At 63.6% G+C, this 16,108-nt stretch carries 14 protein-coding genes; 6 read left to right on the forward strand and 8 right to left on the reverse strand.

What is annotated here, in order from left to right; genetic code table 11:
* Nucleotides 1–12 precede the first annotated feature (12 nt).
* Both J2Z17_RS07600 and J2Z17_RS07605 read left to right on the forward strand, forming a co-directional pair.
* On the forward strand, nucleotides 13–1,038 hold the full coding sequence (locus tag J2Z17_RS07600; RefSeq protein ID WP_209943695.1) for a TAXI family TRAP transporter solute-binding subunit: 1,026 nt from the start codon (nucleotides 13–15) through the stop codon (nucleotides 1,036–1,038).
* A gap of 130 nt (nucleotides 1,039–1,168) precedes the next feature.
* Nucleotides 1,169–2,206 carry a TAXI family TRAP transporter solute-binding subunit gene (locus tag J2Z17_RS07605; protein WP_342454382.1) on the forward strand — a complete coding sequence of 346 codons (1,038 nt, stop codon included), beginning with the start codon at nucleotides 1,169–1,171 and terminating at the stop codon, nucleotides 2,204–2,206.
* 93 nt (nucleotides 2,207–2,299) lie between these two features.
* On the opposite strand, the gene glnA is transcribed toward J2Z17_RS07605, so the two are convergent.
* Nucleotides 2,300–3,709 (reverse strand): type I glutamate--ammonia ligase, encoded by a 1,410-nt coding sequence (glnA, locus tag J2Z17_RS07610; protein WP_209943696.1) that lies wholly within the window; start codon nucleotides 3,707–3,709, stop codon nucleotides 2,300–2,302.
* A gap of 57 nt (nucleotides 3,710–3,766) precedes the next feature.
* Nucleotides 3,767–4,105: a P-II family nitrogen regulator gene (locus tag J2Z17_RS07615; RefSeq protein WP_029618203.1), complete on the reverse strand. Its 339-nt coding sequence runs from the start codon at nucleotides 4,103–4,105 to the stop codon at nucleotides 3,767–3,769.
* Nucleotides 4,106–4,457: 352 nt separating this feature from the next.
* Here J2Z17_RS07615 and J2Z17_RS07620 point away from each other — a divergent pair, with 352 nt between their 5' ends.
* On the forward strand, nucleotides 4,458–5,972 hold the full coding sequence (locus tag J2Z17_RS07620) for an NAD(P)H-hydrate dehydratase (RefSeq protein WP_209943698.1): 1,515 nt from the start codon (nucleotides 4,458–4,460) through the stop codon (nucleotides 5,970–5,972).
* 6 nt (nucleotides 5,973–5,978) lie between these two features.
* Here J2Z17_RS07620 and J2Z17_RS07625 read toward each other — a convergent pair whose 3' ends face one another.
* From J2Z17_RS07625 to uvrA, 4 genes are all read right to left on the reverse strand, one after another.
* Nucleotides 5,979–7,676: a Na/Pi cotransporter family protein gene (locus J2Z17_RS07625; protein WP_245223921.1), complete on the reverse strand. Its 1,698-nt coding sequence runs from the start codon at nucleotides 7,674–7,676 to the stop codon at nucleotides 5,979–5,981.
* Nucleotides 7,677–7,882: 206 nt separating this feature from the next.
* A complete protein-coding gene (locus J2Z17_RS07630; protein WP_209943700.1) occupies nucleotides 7,883–8,686 on the reverse strand; it encodes a DUF72 domain-containing protein in 804 nt (267 codons plus the stop codon).
* 24 nt (nucleotides 8,687–8,710) lie between these two features.
* Nucleotides 8,711–9,187, reverse strand: a complete 477-nt coding sequence (locus J2Z17_RS07635) for a GNAT family N-acetyltransferase (protein ID WP_209943702.1) — start codon at nucleotides 9,185–9,187, stop codon at nucleotides 8,711–8,713.
* A gap of 7 nt (nucleotides 9,188–9,194) precedes the next feature.
* Entirely contained in the window at nucleotides 9,195–12,119 is a 2,925-nt protein-coding gene (uvrA, locus tag J2Z17_RS07640; RefSeq protein ID WP_209943704.1) for an excinuclease ABC subunit UvrA, read from the reverse strand.
* A gap of 251 nt (nucleotides 12,120–12,370) precedes the next feature.
* On the opposite strand from uvrA, the gene J2Z17_RS07645 reads away from it, so the two are divergent.
* The 3 genes from J2Z17_RS07645 to J2Z17_RS07655 all read left to right on the forward strand — a co-directional run bounded on the left by J2Z17_RS07645 (nucleotide 12,371) and on the right by J2Z17_RS07655 (nucleotide 14,190).
* Nucleotides 12,371–12,925, forward strand: coding sequence for a single-stranded DNA-binding protein (locus tag J2Z17_RS07645; protein WP_209943706.1), 555 nt, complete (start codon nucleotides 12,371–12,373; stop codon nucleotides 12,923–12,925).
* Between the two features lie 260 nt (nucleotides 12,926–13,185).
* The gene (locus J2Z17_RS07650; protein WP_209943708.1) at nucleotides 13,186–13,806 is read left to right on the forward strand and encodes a LysE family translocator; all 621 of its coding nucleotides are present in this window, start codon (nucleotides 13,186–13,188) and stop codon (nucleotides 13,804–13,806) included.
* A 141-nt stretch (nucleotides 13,807–13,947) separates the two neighbouring features.
* Entirely contained in the window at nucleotides 13,948–14,190 is a 243-nt protein-coding gene (locus tag J2Z17_RS07655) for a hypothetical protein (RefSeq protein ID WP_245223922.1), read from the forward strand.
* A gap of 51 nt (nucleotides 14,191–14,241) precedes the next feature.
* Here J2Z17_RS07655 and J2Z17_RS07660 read toward each other — a convergent pair whose 3' ends face one another.
* Complete coding sequence (locus J2Z17_RS07660; protein ID WP_209943776.1) at nucleotides 14,242–15,393, reverse strand: HPP family protein; 1,152 nt, start codon at nucleotides 15,391–15,393, stop codon at nucleotides 14,242–14,244.
* A 46-nt stretch (nucleotides 15,394–15,439) separates the two neighbouring features.
* On the reverse strand, nucleotides 15,440–16,069 hold the full coding sequence (locus J2Z17_RS07665) for a MarC family protein (protein WP_209943710.1): 630 nt from the start codon (nucleotides 16,067–16,069) through the stop codon (nucleotides 15,440–15,442).
* Nucleotides 16,070–16,108: the final 39 nt, after the last annotated feature.

Genomic DNA, 16,108 nt, shown 5'->3' on the forward strand with positions numbered 1-16,108 from the left:
CAAAGGTGTACTGTGAAATTAGCGACCCTTTCGGTCCTTGCTCTGACCTTGGTAGCCGGCCTTGCGCCCAGCCTCGTCCGGGCGGAAGAACCAGAACGCAATATTATGGCCAGCAAGCCCGGCGGCACCCATTGGCCGTTCGCCGAAGACATTGCAAAGCTCGGCAAGAAATGCGGCCTGGACCTGAACCTGGTCCAGTCCGGTGGCTCGCTGGAAAACTTCTTCGGCGTGCGCAACCGTCACAACACCCAGTTCGGGATCGTCGCCGGCGACGTTCTGAACTACATGAATTCCTATCAGAGCCAGAACGCCGATGTGCGTTCGGCGGTGCAGGGCATGCGTATCATGCTGCCGCTCTATGATGCCGAAGTGCAGGTCGTTGCCCGCTCCGGCATCAATTCGCTGGCCGATCTTGCCGGCCGCCGCGTGGGTGTCGGCCCGGAAGACAGTGCCGCAAACCTTACCGGCCAGCTGATGTTCGACATCCTGCATGTTAAGCCGAGCGAACTGGTCAAGGGTTCCAACGACGACATGATCGAACTGCTGCGCCAAGGCGAGATCGACGCGCTGATCCGCGTTGCCGGTGCGCCGGTCGATGCGCTGGCCGACGGCCGCCTGGACGAGCGCTTCCACATGGTGCCGATCACCGAAAGTGTGCTGAAGGCAAGCTACAAGCCGACGACGCTGAAGGCCGGCACCTACAAGTTCCAGCCCAATGCGGTCGAGACCATCGCCGTCAAGACGGTCATCATGACCTATGAATACGGCTCGATGAAGAACGCCTATTACCAGAAGTCCTGCAAGACCGTGGCCGACTTCACCAAGCTGATCGTCGACAATATCGACGAACTGCGCCGCACCGGTCACCCGAAGTGGAAGGACATCGACCTGACGGAAATTCCGAATGGCTGGGAAATCGGCGACTGCGTCCGCAAGGGCCTGGACCCGAACTACGAAGTCCAGTGCACCAAGGCACCTGCCGACGATAGCGCCAACCAGGCCTATCTCGACCTGCTGCGCAAGCACCTGAAGGAATAATCCACCGCAGCCCGCATCGGGAGGCGGGGACGACGAAAAAACCGGCAGCGCTTTGGCGACTGCCGGTCCTCGCCTTGCGTATTCCGATCCGCGATCTCGATAGCGGCGGTCGACGAAAGGACATGATCCCGTGAACGCCTTCACCACTCTCGTCCGCCTGATTGTCGTGACCGCCGGATTGATGGCCGCGACGATGGCGAACGGCGCCGAATTCGAGCGCAACATCATGACCGGGGGCCCGACAGGCACCTATATTCGCATCGGCAAGGATATCGCTGCGCTGGGCGCGGAATGCGGACTGACGCTCAATGTCGTGGAAAGCGCCGGCTCGCTCGAAAATTTCGTCGGCGTGCGCAACCGCCGCAACACCCAGTTCGGTATCGTTCAGAGCGACGTGCTGGAATATCTGAAGACCTATGAGGCCAATGACGCCGAGGTGCAGGATGCGGTGCGCGGCGTGCGGATCATGTTCCCGCTCTACAACGAGGAAGTCCATGTGCTCGCGCGCGCCGACATTAGCGGCGTGCGGGATCTCGCCGGCAAAAAGGTGGCCATCGGGGTAAAAGACAGCGGTACCTATCTCACGGCCTCGCTGATCCTCGATATTCTGCAGGTCAACGACGCCGAGCGCCTGCCTCTCAATCCGGACCAGGCGCTGCCAAAGCTTCTCTCGGGCGAGATCGACGCTTTCTTCTACGTCGCCGGCGCGCCCGCCTCGCTATTTGCCGACGCCGATATCGATGCGGCCAACTTCCATCTGTTGCCGATCACCGAGGCGCCGCTGCTTGCGACCTATACCGCCGCCAGCATTCCGGCCGGCACCTACGCGTTCCAGAAGGACCCCGTCGATCTGGTCGCCGTGAAGGCCGTTTTGATGACCTATGATTACGATCCGAAGAAGAACGCCTATCACCGCGATAGCTGCACGACCGTCTCGGATTTTTCCAGCCTCATCCTGAATGGTCTCGACACGCTCAAGCAGACCGGTCATCCGAAGTGGAAGACCGTCGATCTTTCGGCGCTGCCGCCCGGTTGGCAGGTCGGCTCCTGCGTGGAGGTGGGCATGACGGTCGACTATGCGCCGAAATGTACCAGGAAGCCGGAAGCGCCGGCAACGATCGGAAACGACCAGTATCTCGACTTGCTGAGGCAACGTCTCAAGATGTGACGATAACCCGTTCGCCCAATAAAAAACCGGCGGAGCCTCGCGGCCCGCCGGTTGATTTTTTGCGGCCCGACAGGCGGGCCGGCGATTGGTCGATCAGACCGAGTAGTACATGTCGTACTCGACCGGGTGCGGCGTCATTTCATAGCGCTGCACCTCGGCCATCTTCAACTCGATGAAGGCGTCGATCTGGTCGTCGTCGAACACGCCGCCGGCGGTGAGGAACTTGCGATCCTTGTCGAGGCTCTCAAGTGCTTCGCGCAGCGAGGCGCAGACCGTCGGGATCTTCCGCAACTCCTTGACCGGCAGGTCGTAGAGATCCTTGTCCATGGCCTTGCCAGGGTGGATCTTGTTCTTGATGCCGTCGAGGCCGGCCATCAGCATGGCGGCAAAGGCCAGATAGGAGTTGGCCGTCGGGTCGGGGAAACGGACCTCGACGCGCTTGGCCTTCGGGTTCGAGCCGAACGGAATGCGGCAGGAGGCAGACCGGTTGCGGGCCGAATAGGCGAGCAGCACAGGCGCTTCATAGCCCGGGACCAGGCGCTTGTAGGAGTTGGTTGACGGGTTGGTGAAGGCATTCAGCGCCTTGGCATGCTTGATGATGCCGCCGATGTAATAGAGGCAGCTTTCCGACAGGCCTGCATATTCGTCGCCGGCAAAAGTCGGCTTGCCGTCCTTCCAGATCGACTGGTGCACATGCATGCCCGAGCCGTTGTCGCCGAAAACGGGCTTCGGCATGAAGGTCGCGGTCTTGCCATAGGCATTGGCGACCTGATGCACGACATATTTGTAGATCTGCATCTTGTCGGCATTGCGCACCAAGGTGTCGAACTTGATGCCGAGCTCGTGCTGGGCGGCCGCCACTTCATGGTGATGCTTCTCGACGGTGACGCCCATTTCGGACAGGACCGTCAGCATTTCCGAGCGCATGTCCTGAGCGCTGTCGACCGGCGGCACCGGGAAATAGCCGCCCTTGACGCGCGGACGGTGACCCAGATTGCCGGTTTCGTAGTCGGTGTCGTCGTTCGACGGCAGTTCCGACGAATCGAGCTTGAAGCCGGTATTGTAGGGGTCGGCCTTGTACTTCACGTCATCGAAGATGAAGAACTCGGCTTCCGGGCCGAAGAAGGCGGTGTCGCCGATACCGGAGGCCTTGAGATAGGCCTCGGCCTTCTTGGCGGTACCACGCGGATCGCGGTTATAGGGCTCGCCCGAAACAGGGTCGAGGATGTCGCACATGATTGCCATGGTCGACTGGGCGAAGAACGGGTCCATGTGCACGGTCGCCGGGTCGGGCATCAGCACCATGTCGGACTCGTTGATGGCCTTCCAGCCACCGATCGAGGAACCGTCGAACATGACGCCGTCGGTGAACATGTCTTCATCGACGCAGACGACATCCATCGTCACATGCTGCAGCTTGCCCTTCGGATCGGTGAAGCGGAGGTCGACGAATTTGACGTCGTTGTCCTTGATTTGCTTGAGGATTTCGTTTGCAGTCGTCATGTATCGGTTTCCTTGGGTGATGTGACGATGGTGTCCGTTCCCTGGTCCGGCTTGTTGTTATATGGCGTCGACGCCTGTTTCACCGGTACGGATGCGGACGACTTCTTCGACGTTGGAAACGAAGATTTTTCCGTCCCCGATACGGCCGGTCTGCGCCGCATTGCGGATGGCCTCGATGACGGCATCGACATTCTCGTCGGCCAGGACCACTTCCACTTTTACCTTGGGAAGGAAGTCAACGACATATTCCGCGCCCCGGTAGAGTTCGGTATGGCCCTTTTGACGCCCGAAACCCTTGGCTTCGGTCACGGTGATGCCCTGCAAGCCGACTTCCTGAAGGGCTTCCTTCACTTCGTCCAGCTTGAAAGGTTTGATGATCGCCTCGATCTTCTTCATGAGAAAATGTCTCTCCGTTCCCTCAATGTCGCAGGGGATTCCCCGCTCGCCCGGTTGGATGCATGGAATGTGCCAGTTCTGCCATCTGGCGATGGCAAGAGGACAACGGTTCAACCGGGCCGCTGCAAATCTTCACCAATCCGAATGAAAAGGCCAGACGGTCCTGCCTATTTTTTATGATCAAACCGGGTTTTTCGCTGATTTGACGGTTTGTCCTCTTGTTGCACTGCGTCATGGATCGTCAAAACAGATTAAACAATGGGCAAATGGGAAAAATATAAGCAAAAACATGTCGTCGGCGCGCGGCAGTGCCGGCTTGCGGCGCATCGCCTAACCAGCTTAGATGGGCCGCATGTTGATCCCGTCGCACACTCTGCTTGCCCCCGACGAGATGGCCGAAGCCGACAGGCGGGCGGCTTTGTCGGGGCTCTCATCCTATGGCCTGATGGAGCAGGCCGGTCGTGCCGTCGCGGCCGAGGTGCTGCGCCATTTCCCGGTTCTTGAGCGCGCCGTGGTGCTTTGCGGCCCCGGCAATAACGGCGGCGACGGCTATGTCGCGGCGCGGGTGCTGGCAGAGAGCGGGGTGCCGGTGGCGCTGTTTTACCTGGGCGACCCCGACAGGCTGAAGGGGGACGCCGAGAGGGCGCACCGGAATTGCAAAATCAATGGCGCGCCGCTTTCCGCCTACCGGCCCGATGGTGGTAAGGCAGATGGCGATGTGGTGATCGACGCCCTGTTCGGGGCAGGCCTTGCCCGGCCGCTGGAGGGCGAGGTGAAGGCCCTGGTCGAGGCGGTGAATGAGGCGGAATGTCCGGTCGTCGCCGTCGATCTGCCGTCCGGCATTGACGGGCGAACGGGCAGGGTGATGGGGGCGGCGCTTCGCGCGCAGCACACGATCACCTTCATGGCGCGCAAGCCCGGCCATCTGCTGCTGCCCGGCCGCGACCTTTGCGGTCACGTCACCGTCACCGATATCGGCATTCCCGCACGGATCGTCGCTGCCTGTGCGGGGCGGCTGGCGGAGAACGGGCCGGCTGTCTGGCAGGCAAGCCTGCCGCGGCCCGAGACGGCGCAGCACAAATTCGTGCGCGGCCACCTGATGGTGTTTTCCGGCGGGCCGAGCGCGACCGGGGCGGGGCGGCTGTCGGCAGCCGCGGGCCTCCGGACCGGCGCCGGCCTCGTCACCATTGCCGCACCCGGCAACGCTCTTTCGGTTCTGGCGACCCAGCTGACGGCGGTGATGCTGAAGCGGATCGATGATCTCGATGGCCTGGAGGGCGTGCTGGAGGACAAGCGCCTGACGGCCTTCGTCCTCGGACCCGGCTTCGGCATCGGCGAAAGGGCGCGCGCCTTTGCCCTGGCGCTTTCAGGCCGGGCGCTGGTGCTCGATGCCGACGGCATCAGCAGTTTCAGCGAGGACCCGCAATCGCTGTTCGATGCCTTCCGGCAGGAGAGGGGAGAGGAGCAGGGGCAACGGGTGCTGACCCCGCACGAGGGGGAATTCGCCCGGCTTTTTGCCGACATCGCCGGCGATCGAAGCCTCGGCAAGGTGGAGAAGGCGCGGGCGGCGGCCAGCCGCGCCAATGCGGTGATCGTCTACAAGGGCGCCGACACGGTGATTGCCGCGCCGGACGGCCGCGCGCTGATCAACGCCAACGCCCCCCCCTGGCTCGCCACGGCCGGTTCCGGCGATGTGCTGGCCGGCATCATCGGCGCCCTGCTGGCGCAGAAAATGCCGGCCTTCGAGGCGGCGGCGGCCGGCGTCTGGCTGCACGGCGATGCCGGCGGCCGGCTCGGGGCAGGCCTTACGGCCGAGGATCTGGTCGGCGCGATCGGTCCGGCATTGGCCGGATTGCTCGCCGGCTGATGCGCCTCAGAGCAGGCGGCTTCGCCGCAGCAGGCCTTCGCCCTCCAGCAGCGGATAACCGATCGCCGCCAGCAGCGAATTGATCTCCTTCAGGTCGCGCATGGTGTCGATATGCAGCGAACTCGATTCAAAGCTCAGCTCGTTGCCGTCCCGCAGGCGCTGCAGATGCCGTTCCTCGCTGATCCGCACCAGGTTGCGCACCGCCTCCTTGCGGGTGGCGAGCTGGCGGGCATGTTCCACGTCGCGGTTGACTAGGAGGTTGAAGGCAAGCCGCGCATTGCTGGCGACTTCGCTGTGCAGCGCCGTCAGCTCGGCCCAGCCTTCCGGCGAGAACACCACCTTGCGCTCATGCTTCTTGCGCGCCCGGGTCAGCATGTTCTGCGCGATGATGTCGGCGGCCTGTTCCAGCTTGATCACGGTTCCCAGCAGGTCCTGCGAGCGGGTGGCCGCGGCCTCGTCCAGCGCATGTTCCGAGATCCGCGCGAGGTAGAACTTGATCTCCCGGTGATCGAGGTCGATCTGGTCGTCGAGGGCGGCGATGCGCCGGTCCAGCGATCCGTCATAGCGGTCGAAGAGGTCGAATATCGACACCAGCATGGTCTCGGTCTTCTGGCAGACGCCGAAGATTTCGCGCGTCGCGTTGGAGATCGCCTGGGGCGGCGTCTTAAGGTCGTCGGGGTTGAGCGCCGAAAGCCGCGGCACGGGCGGTGCATTGTCGTTGGCAGCCGGCACCAGGAGGCGCTGCATCCAGCCGGCGACCAGCCCGGCAAAGGGCAGGCCGAGCACGACGACCGCCGCGTTGATGGCGAGATGCACATAGACCACCGCATCGCCCGGATTGGAGGAGAACAGCAGCGGGTCGATCTGCAGCAACATCTGCAGGCCGAGCGCCAGGATCGCCATCAGGCCGCGGATGACGACATTGCCGGCCGGCACGACGCGTGCGGCACCCTCCGCATTCTTGGTCAGGATGGCGGCGATCACCGCCGCGCCGAAATTGATTCCCAGCACCAGTGGGATGATCAGCGCCGGCGGCAGCAGGTGGCGGTCGGCCAGGGACGCGACAAGCAGGATCGAGGCGACGCTGGAATGAAAGGCCCAGGCGAGTATCGCCGCGATGATGAAGGCGGATATCCAGTCCTGCGCGAGATAGTTGAAGACCATCGGCACGACCTCGCTCGACCGCAGCGGATCGGAGGCGCGTCCGATCAGTTCGAGCGACAGCAGCAGCAGCCCGAGGCCGAACAGGATGCGGCCGATCTGGCGCCAGTTGCGCTCCTCCGACATGCGAAAGGCGATGGTTCCGGCCAGCAGCAGCAGCGGCACCATCAGCGTCAGGTCGTAGCGCAGCACGCGCACGATGAAGGCCGAGCCGAAATCGGCACCCAGCAGAGTTGCCACCCCGATCGTCGAGCTGACATAGCCGCCGGCGACGAAGGAGGAAATGATCAGGCCGACCGCGGTCGCGCTTTGCAGCGCCACGGCAAAGCCGAAGCCGGCAAAGGCGGCGGTCATGCGGTTGGCGATCGCCTTTTTCAGCTTCTGGCGCAGGAAGCTGCCATAGGCGCGCTCGATGCCGGTTCGCACCATGCGCGTAGCCCACAGCAGAAGTGCGACGGCGCCCGCAAGATTGATGAAAACGACAATGCCCGACATGATCTGCTCCTTGGCGCCGCGGCCATGACGGATCGCGACGATGGCCATAGGCGCCGCCGCATCGGCGGGTTGCCGACGGGGCGCCGTGTGCACGCTTGAAATACCGCTGCAGCGACGATGTTGCACCGCGAAAGATGCGCGACGCTGGATTTACCGGCAGCGGGCCTACCCGCCGATCGGCAATCGCGCAGCATAGCGCCGGATCCGCAAAAAGCAAAAAACCGTCCTGCGCATTCCCCCGAGCCCCTCAGCGCTCAGCCGAGGGTCTTCTGCAAAGCCTGGGCGCCATTGGGCGCATTGACCTTGCCGCCATGAATGAAGAAGGCGAAGACATCGCGCGGCTTTACCTCAACCTTGCGGTCCGTGTCGATCAGGTCGAGATCGTCCGGAACGCCGCCGGCGGCATAGGTTTCGAAGCGCCTGGCCCAGGTCGCGATATCCTTCGTCGGATAGCAGGTCGGCGTGTCGTCGGAGCCCTTCTGCAGCCGGGCATAGACGAAATCGGAGGTGACATCGGCAAACATCGGATAGTCGGCATGGTCGGCGCAGACCGCCGCCACGTCATGCTTGCGCAGCATGGCGACGAATTCCGGCACCTTGAAGCTGTCATGCCGGGGCTCGACCACGTGGCGCAGCCTGATGCCGTCGATCTCGCGCGGCAACAGCGCAAGAAAGGCCTCGAAATCGTCGGGTTCGAATTTCTTCGTGCCCATGAACTGCCAGAGGATCGGACCGAGCCGGTCGCCGAGCTCGGCTATGCCTTGCGTGACGAATTTCTCGACCGATGGCGCCGCTTCGGCCAGAACCTTGCGATTGGTGCAATAGCGGCTGGCCTTCAGCGAAAAGACGAAGCCGTCGGGTACGTCCGAAGCCCATTTGGCGAAGGTCGCCGGTTTCTGGCTTGAATAATAGGTGCCGTTGACCTCGATCGCGGCCAGCTTGCCGGCGGCATATTCCAGCTGGCGCTTCTTCGCCAGCTTCTCCGGATAGAAACTCGTGTCCCACGGCTCGAAGGTCCAGCCGCCGATGCCTGCGCGGATTTTGCCGCTCTTCGTCATGCAAATACCTCCTCTTGAAAAAATCTAGGTCGCAACCGGTTTCACCATGTCGACGATGGTGAACTGCGGTCGTTTCGGATTGGCCCGCCGCCCGGTTTCGCGGTAGCCGAACCGCGTGTAGATGGCGATGTTCCGCTCCATCCGCGCATTGGTATAGAGCCGGATCTCTGCCTTGCCGAGCGCCTTCGCGCGCGCGTCGAGCCACTGCAACATGGCCCGGCCGACGCCACCGGACTGCCCGGCGGGCGCAACTGCGATGCTGAACAGTTCCAGATGCCTGTCATGCTCCTCGACGACCATCAGCCCCAGATCGGCCCCCGCGCGGGAAAAGACGAAGACCTCGCCGCGGCCGATGCGCGGCCCATAGTCCTCGTCGACCGGCACCGGCGGGTAACCCAGCACCGGCAGATAGATTGCGTAAGCCTCTGTCGTCGTCCGCCGCACCCAGTCGAGATCGCTCGCTTCGGCTTGCCGGACATCGAGGCGGGCGGACGCGGTCATCGCCGGACTACTCCGCCGCCTCGATCTTCTTCATCGGCCGCCGCTCCAGCAGCTCCTTCAGGAACTGGCCGGTATAGGAGGCCTCGGCATTGACCACGTCTTCCGGCGTGCCTTCGGCCACGATCGTGCCACCGCCATCGCCACCCTCGGGGCCGAAATCGATGATCCAGTCGGCCGTCTTGATGACCTCCAGATTGTGCTCGATGACGACAACCGAATTGCCCTGTTTTACCAGTTCCTGCAGCATCTCCAGCAGTTTGGAGACGTCGTGGAAATGCAGGCCGGTGGTCGGCTCGTCGAGGATATAGAGCGTGCGGCCGGTCGAGCGCTTGGACAGTTCCTTGGCGAGCTTGACGCGCTGCGCCTCGCCGCCCGACAGCGTGTTGGCCTGCTGGCCGACCTTGATATAGCCAAGCCCCACGTCGAACAGCGCCTGCAGCTTGTCGCGCACCGCCGGCACGGCCTGGAAGAATTCCACACCTTCCTCCACGGTCATGTCGAGCACGTCGGCGATCGACTTGCCCTTGAAGGCGACATCCAGCGTCTCGCGGTTGTAGCGCTTGCCGTGGCAGACGTCGCAGGTGACATAGACGTCCGGCAGGAAGTGCATCTCGATCTTGATCACGCCGTCGCCCTGGCAGGCCTCGCAGCGGCCGCCCTTGACGTTGAACGAGAAACGGCCCGGCTGGTAGCCGCGGGCCTTGGCTTCCGGCAGACCGGCAAACCAGTCGCGAATGGGCGTGAAGGCGCCGGTATAGGTGGCCGGGTTGGAGCGCGGCGTGCGCCCGATCGGCGACTGGTCGATGTCGATCACCTTGTCGATGAATTCGAAACCGTCGATCCTATCGTGATCGGCCGGATTTTCGCGCGCACCCATGATCCGGCGCGCCGCCGACTTGTAGAGCGTCTCGATCAGGAAGGTGGACTTGCCGCCGCCCGACACGCCGGTGACGGCGGTAAAGACGCCGAGCGGGATTTCCGCGGTGACGTTTTTCAGATTGTTGCCGCGCGCGCCGACGACCTTCAGCCGCTGGCCCTTTTTCGGCTTGCGGCGCTTGTCCGGCACGGCGACGCCCATCTCTCCGGTCAGGTATTTGCCGGTCAGCGACTTCGGATGGGCCATGATTTCGCGCGGCGTGCCCTGGGCCACCACATGGCCGCCGTGAATGCCGGCGGCAGGCCCGATATCGACGACATAGTCGGCATTGAGGATCGCGTCCTCGTCGTGCTCGACGACGATCACCGTATTGCCGATGTCGCGCAGATGCTTCAGCGTGTCGAGCAGGCGGGCATTGTCGCGCTGGTGCAGGCCGATCGACGGCTCGTCGAGCACGTAGAGCACGCCGGTCAGGCCCGAGCCGATCTGCGAGGCCAGCCGGATGCGCTGGCTTTCGCCGCCCGATAGCGTGCCGGAATTGCGCGACATCGAGAGATAATCAAGCCCGACATCGTTGAGGAAGCGCAGGCGCTCGCGGATCTCTTTAAGGATCCGCGTGGCGATCTCGTTCTGCTTGGCCGTCAGCTTCTCCGGCAGCGTCTCGAACCAGTGGCCGGCGACCTTGATCGACATTTCCGTCACCTGGCCGATATGCAGGCCGTCGATCTTGACGGCCAGCGCCTCGGGCTTCAGCCGGTAGCCGTTGCAGGCCGGGCAGGGGGCCGCCGACATATAGCGCTCGATCTCCTCGCGCGCCCAGGCACTGTCGGTCTCCTTCCAGCGGCGCTCCAGATTGGGCACGATGCCTTCGAAGGTCTTCGACGTCGTATAGGTCCTGGCACCATCGGCATAGTTGAATTCGATCTTCTCGTTGGTGCCGTGCAGGATCGCCTTCTTGCCCTTGTCCGACAGATCGGACCACTTGCTGGAGAGCTTGAAGCCGAAGGCCTTGCCGAGCCCCTCCAGCGTCTGGTTGTAATAGGGCGAGGACGACTTGGCCCAGGGTGCCACGGCACCGTCGTTGAGGCGGCGTTCGGTCTCGGGAATGATCAGGTTCTCGTCGATCTTCTGCTGGAAGCCGAGGCCGTCGCAGGTCGGGCAGGCGCCGAACGGATTGTTGAACGAGAACAGCCGCGGCTCGATTTCCGAAATGGTGAAGCCGGAGACGGGGCAGGCGAATTTTTCCGAGAACAGCACCCGCTCATGGGTCTCGTTCAGCGACTTGTTGGCCGACCCGCCGGCGGAGGTCTCTTCCGCCGGAAGCGGCTTGTCGGCGAATTCGGCGATCGCCAGACCGTCGGCCAGCACGTGCAGGCAGGTCTCCAGGCTGTCGGCCAGGCGGCTGCCGATATCCGGGCGCACGACCAGACGGTCGACGACCACGTCGATATCGTGCTTGTATTTCTTGTCGAGCGTCGGCACGTCGGCGATCTCGTAGAACTGGCCGTCGACCTTGACGCGCTGGAAGCCGCGCTTCATCAGGTCGGCCATTTCCTTCTTGTACTCGCCCTTTCGGCCGCGCACGATCGGCGCCAGGATATAGAGGCGCGTGCCCTCCTCGAAGGCGAGGATGCGGTCGACCATCTGGCTGATCGTCTGGCTCTCGATCGGCAGGCCGGTCGCCGGCGAATAGGGCACGCCGGCGCGGGCAAACAGCAGGCGCATATAGTCGTAGATTTCGGTGACCGTGCCGACCGTCGAGCGCGGATTGCGCGAGGTCGTCTTCTGCTCGATCGAGATTGCCGGCGACAGTCCGTCGATCTGGTCGACATCCGGCTTCTGCATCATTTCCAGGAACTGACGGGCATAGGCCGAGAGGCTTTCCACATAGCGCCGCTGCCCTTCGGCATAGATCGTGTCGAAGGCCAGCGACGACTTGCCCGAGCCGGACAGCCCGGTCATCACGATCAGACTGTCGCGCGGCAGTTCCAGGTCGACGCCCTTGAGATTGTGCTCGCGTGCACCGCGAATGGAGATCGTCTTCAGTTCACTCATCACATTGCCTGTCTGGGGGAGAAACGCTACTTATGTAGGGACCAACATGCGTCTGTCGAGACATTAGCCGAAAACCTCTGGAAAAGGCGATTCGGTTTGACTTCACTATAGACAGATTGTAGAACAAAAAAAGAACATTATTCTTTGTGGATTGTCTGCCGGCGCGCCCCAATTAGCGCATGCGATGCTCTATTGTGGCAGCAGAGTGTAGATAAGAGGCCGCGGTGGCAAGCGGCAGTGAGGTAAATGCAATGGCTGGCAGCGTGAACAAGGTTATTCTCATCGGCAATGTCGGCGCCGATCCCGAAATTCGCCGCACGCAGGACGGTCGTCCGATCGGCAATATACGGCTGGCGACCTCGGAAACCTGGCGCGACCGCAACAGCGGCGAGCGCCGCGAAAAGACCGAATGGCACACGATCGTGGTGTTCAACGAGGGCCTCTGCAAGGTCGTCGAACAGTATGTGAAGAAGGGCGCCAAGCTCTATATCGAAGGCGCATTGCAGACCCGCAAATGGCAGGACCAGAGCGGCAATGACCGTTACTCGACGGAAATCGTGCTGCAGGGCTTCAACTCGACGCTGACCATGCTCGACGGTCGCGGCGAGGGCGGTGGCGCCGGTCGCGGTGGCGACTTCGGCGGCAGCAGTGATTTCGGTGGCGGCGGCGGTGGCTACGATGATTACGGCAATGGCGGCGGTGGCGGCGGTGCACGAGGCGGAGCGTCCGGCGGTCGCAGCCAGGGTGGCAATGCGCCGGCCGCCGGCAACTTTTCGCGCGATCTCGACGACGACATTCCGTTTTGATCTGATATCCCGCTTCGGCCGAGGGTCTTTCGGCCAGGCGAGGCGCGGATACGGGTGTCTGCTGATCGGCGTGCCGCAAGGCGCATTCCGAACGGCTAGAGGGACATGTGTCCGCTGGACGACGTGATAGAAATGCCGGGTCATCCGGCGATCACGACAGGTGCGGGTTCTCCGCACCTGTTGCCATGTGGATCGGGTCCCTTGCCGCGCATCTCGCGATGTCGGCCTGCCGCGGTACCCCGGGAAGAAAGCGTCAAAGCATGGTCTTCATTCTCTCTGTCGTCGCGATCTGGACGGTGGCGGCGATCACGCCGGGTCCGAACTTCTTCCTCACCGTCAGGACGGTGCTGGAAAGCGGCCGCAGTGCCGGTATGGCGAGCGCCGCCGGCACCGTGGTCGGCACCATCTGCTGGGGTATTGCCGGCTGGTTCGGCGTGTCCGCCGTCTTTGCCGTCGCGCCCTATGCCTATGTCTTTCTGAAGCTTCTGGGCGGCACCTATCTGATCTGGCTCGGCCTGCGGGTGCTGGTCCGGCTGCGCCGCGGCGAGACGGCCGACGCGGGGACGGTCGAGCGTCCACGCCCGGATTTCAGGCGCAATTTCCTGCTCGGCCTTGCCACCAATCTCGCCAATCCGAAGACGGCGCTCTTCGTCGCCTCGCTGTTCATGGCGACCCTGCCGCGCAATCCCGACTGGCTGCATGGCGCCAGTGCCGTCGCCATCATGGCGGTGGTGTCCACCCTCTGGTACACCGTGGTGCTGAGCGCGCTGTCGCATCCGAAGGTGCTGGCGGGCTATCGCCGCGGCCGCAAATGGGTGGATGCGGCAGCCGGTGCGATTTTCGTCGGCTTTGGCCTGCGGCTGCTCGCCTCGGCGCGCTGAGCTTGCGCATGTCTGCCGAACCCGGGTCCGGTTTCCGGAAGGGACGGGCGCCGAAACCGGGCTTTGAGGCAGTCGAGCGGGCCGGAAGGATCCCGACAGGCTCGAGGCCCGTGATCCGAATGCAATCAGGGAGTTTCAATCTTGAGTGACGTTGACAACCGTCCATCGACCTGGCGGGTCGTGCTTGCCGCAATCTTCGATTTCCTGACGATCTTCATCCTGGGCGGATGGCTGATCGCCGCACTGACCGGAGGCCTGACCGGGCACGGTTTCGCCCTGAACGGCTGGCCGGCCCTGCTGCTGTTCGTCCTGATCATCGCCTATTTCGTCGTCGGCAACCGTATCGGCGGCACGCTCTGGAAGCGCATCCTCAGGGCCCGTTAAGGAGTTGGCCACGGCACGCGTCCAGACGGGGCGAGGCGTCTGGACGCCGCCTCAGCCTTCGCGGGCAGCGTCGGCAAGCACCGCATTCAACACATCCGCCTGGCGGACCATGCCGGAGAGCTTGCCGTTCGCGCGCGTCACGGGCAGGGCGTTGAAGCCGGTTTCGGCAAACAGGGCCGCCGCCGCCGAGATCGGCATGTCGATGCCAAGCGACGGCACCGTCGCGCTCATCACGTCCTTGACCGTGCCGTTCGGTGCGGAGGCGCCGTCCTGGATCAGCCGCAGGCGCTGGCGGATGCCGATCTCGGGCTTGCCCCGGCTCCAGTCGGCGCGGTTCAGCAAGTCTCCCTCGGTGACGATGCCGATCACTTCCGCCCGGTCATTGGTGACGGGCAGGGTGCCGAAAACCTCTGAGGCCAGCAGGCCATGCAGGGCCCGCAGCGGCATGTCGGGCGCGACCGCCGGTATGCCGCGGAGCATCAGGTCGCCACAGCGCGTGGCGCTGCTGCGGCGGGCAAAGGCGTGCAGTTCGGTGCGCCTGAGAATGGTCTCGAGATCGTCGCGGTCGATGTCGAGCACCCGGTCATAGTCCTTCAGCACCGCATCCAGATCGTCTGCGTGGAAGCCGCGCCCAACGGGGCTTGCAGCTGTCCCCGCCGTCTGGTCGGGCGTGACGGGCCGCGGCCGGTGCGGGTAGGTCCGGCCGACCAGTCTGTTATAGGCAAGGGCGGCCAGAAGCAGGCAGAGCGAATTGCCGGCGACCGGCCACAGGACGAAGCCATAGCCGAGGGCGTGCAGACCCGGACCACCGAGCACGGCCGTGAGCGCGATGGCGCCGCTCGGCGGGTGCAGGCAGCGTAACAGCATCATCAGGTAGATGGCCGCCCCGACGGCGACGGCACCGGCAACATAGACATTGGGGATCAGCATGACCGCGGTCATGCCGACCGCGGCGGCCAGCATGTTGCCGCCGATGATCGACCAGGGCTGCGCCAGCGGGCTGGACGGCACGGCAAACAGCAGCACGGCGGAGGCACCCATCGGCGCGACGAGCGTCGGCAGCGACGGATCGATCGCGGCACTGAGGCTGCCGAGAAGCCCGGTCAGCAGAATGCCGACACCGGCGCCAAGACCGGAGCGTAGCCGCTCACGGCCGCTGACGGCCGCCATGTCGGGCAGGAAGCGGATCAGGAGGGGATGCATGGCATTGCGCAATGACGCGGTGTCCTGGCGATCGACCGGCGCTCCATCAGCCCGGGAACGCCGATTTGACGCCGTCGACGACGAACTGGACCGAAAGGGCCGCCAGCAGCACGCCCAGAAGGCGGGTCAGCAAGGCGCGGCCGGTGACGCCGAGAAAGCGGTTCAGCCGGTTGGAGAGGATCAGCGCGATGAAGACGATACCGATCGAGACGGCAATCACGGCGATCAGCGAGATCTTGCCGAAGATCGAATCCATCTGCCCGCCGAGCAGCACGGTGGCGGAAATGGCACCGGGCCCGGCAATCAGCGGGATCGCCAGCGGGAAGACCGCCATATTGTCGATGTGATCCTTGGTGATCGCGTCCTCGGTAGTCTTTTCCTTCCGCTCGTGGCGCTTTTCGAAGATCATCTCGAAGGCGATGGTAAACAGCATCAGACCACCGGCAATGCGGAACGCGCCCATGGATATGCCGAGCGCGCCGAGGATGCCGGCGCCGAACAGGGCGAAGGCGGCGAGAATGGCAAACGAGATCAGCGAGCCGCGCACCGCAAGCTCGCGTCGTTGCGTCGACGTCATGCCCTGGGTCAGGCCGATGAACAGCGGCGCCAGACCCGGCGGGTCGAGCGTCACCAGAAGTGTCGTGAAGGCGCTGACGAGCGTGACTGAAAGTTCCATGATCCGTCCCGATTTTGCGGCGAACCATAATTGGCGCGC

Source organism: Heterorhizobium halophytocola (assembly GCF_017873095.1).
In the GTDB taxonomy this organism is placed as follows: domain Bacteria; phylum Pseudomonadota; class Alphaproteobacteria; order Rhizobiales; family Rhizobiaceae; genus Allorhizobium; species Allorhizobium halophytocola.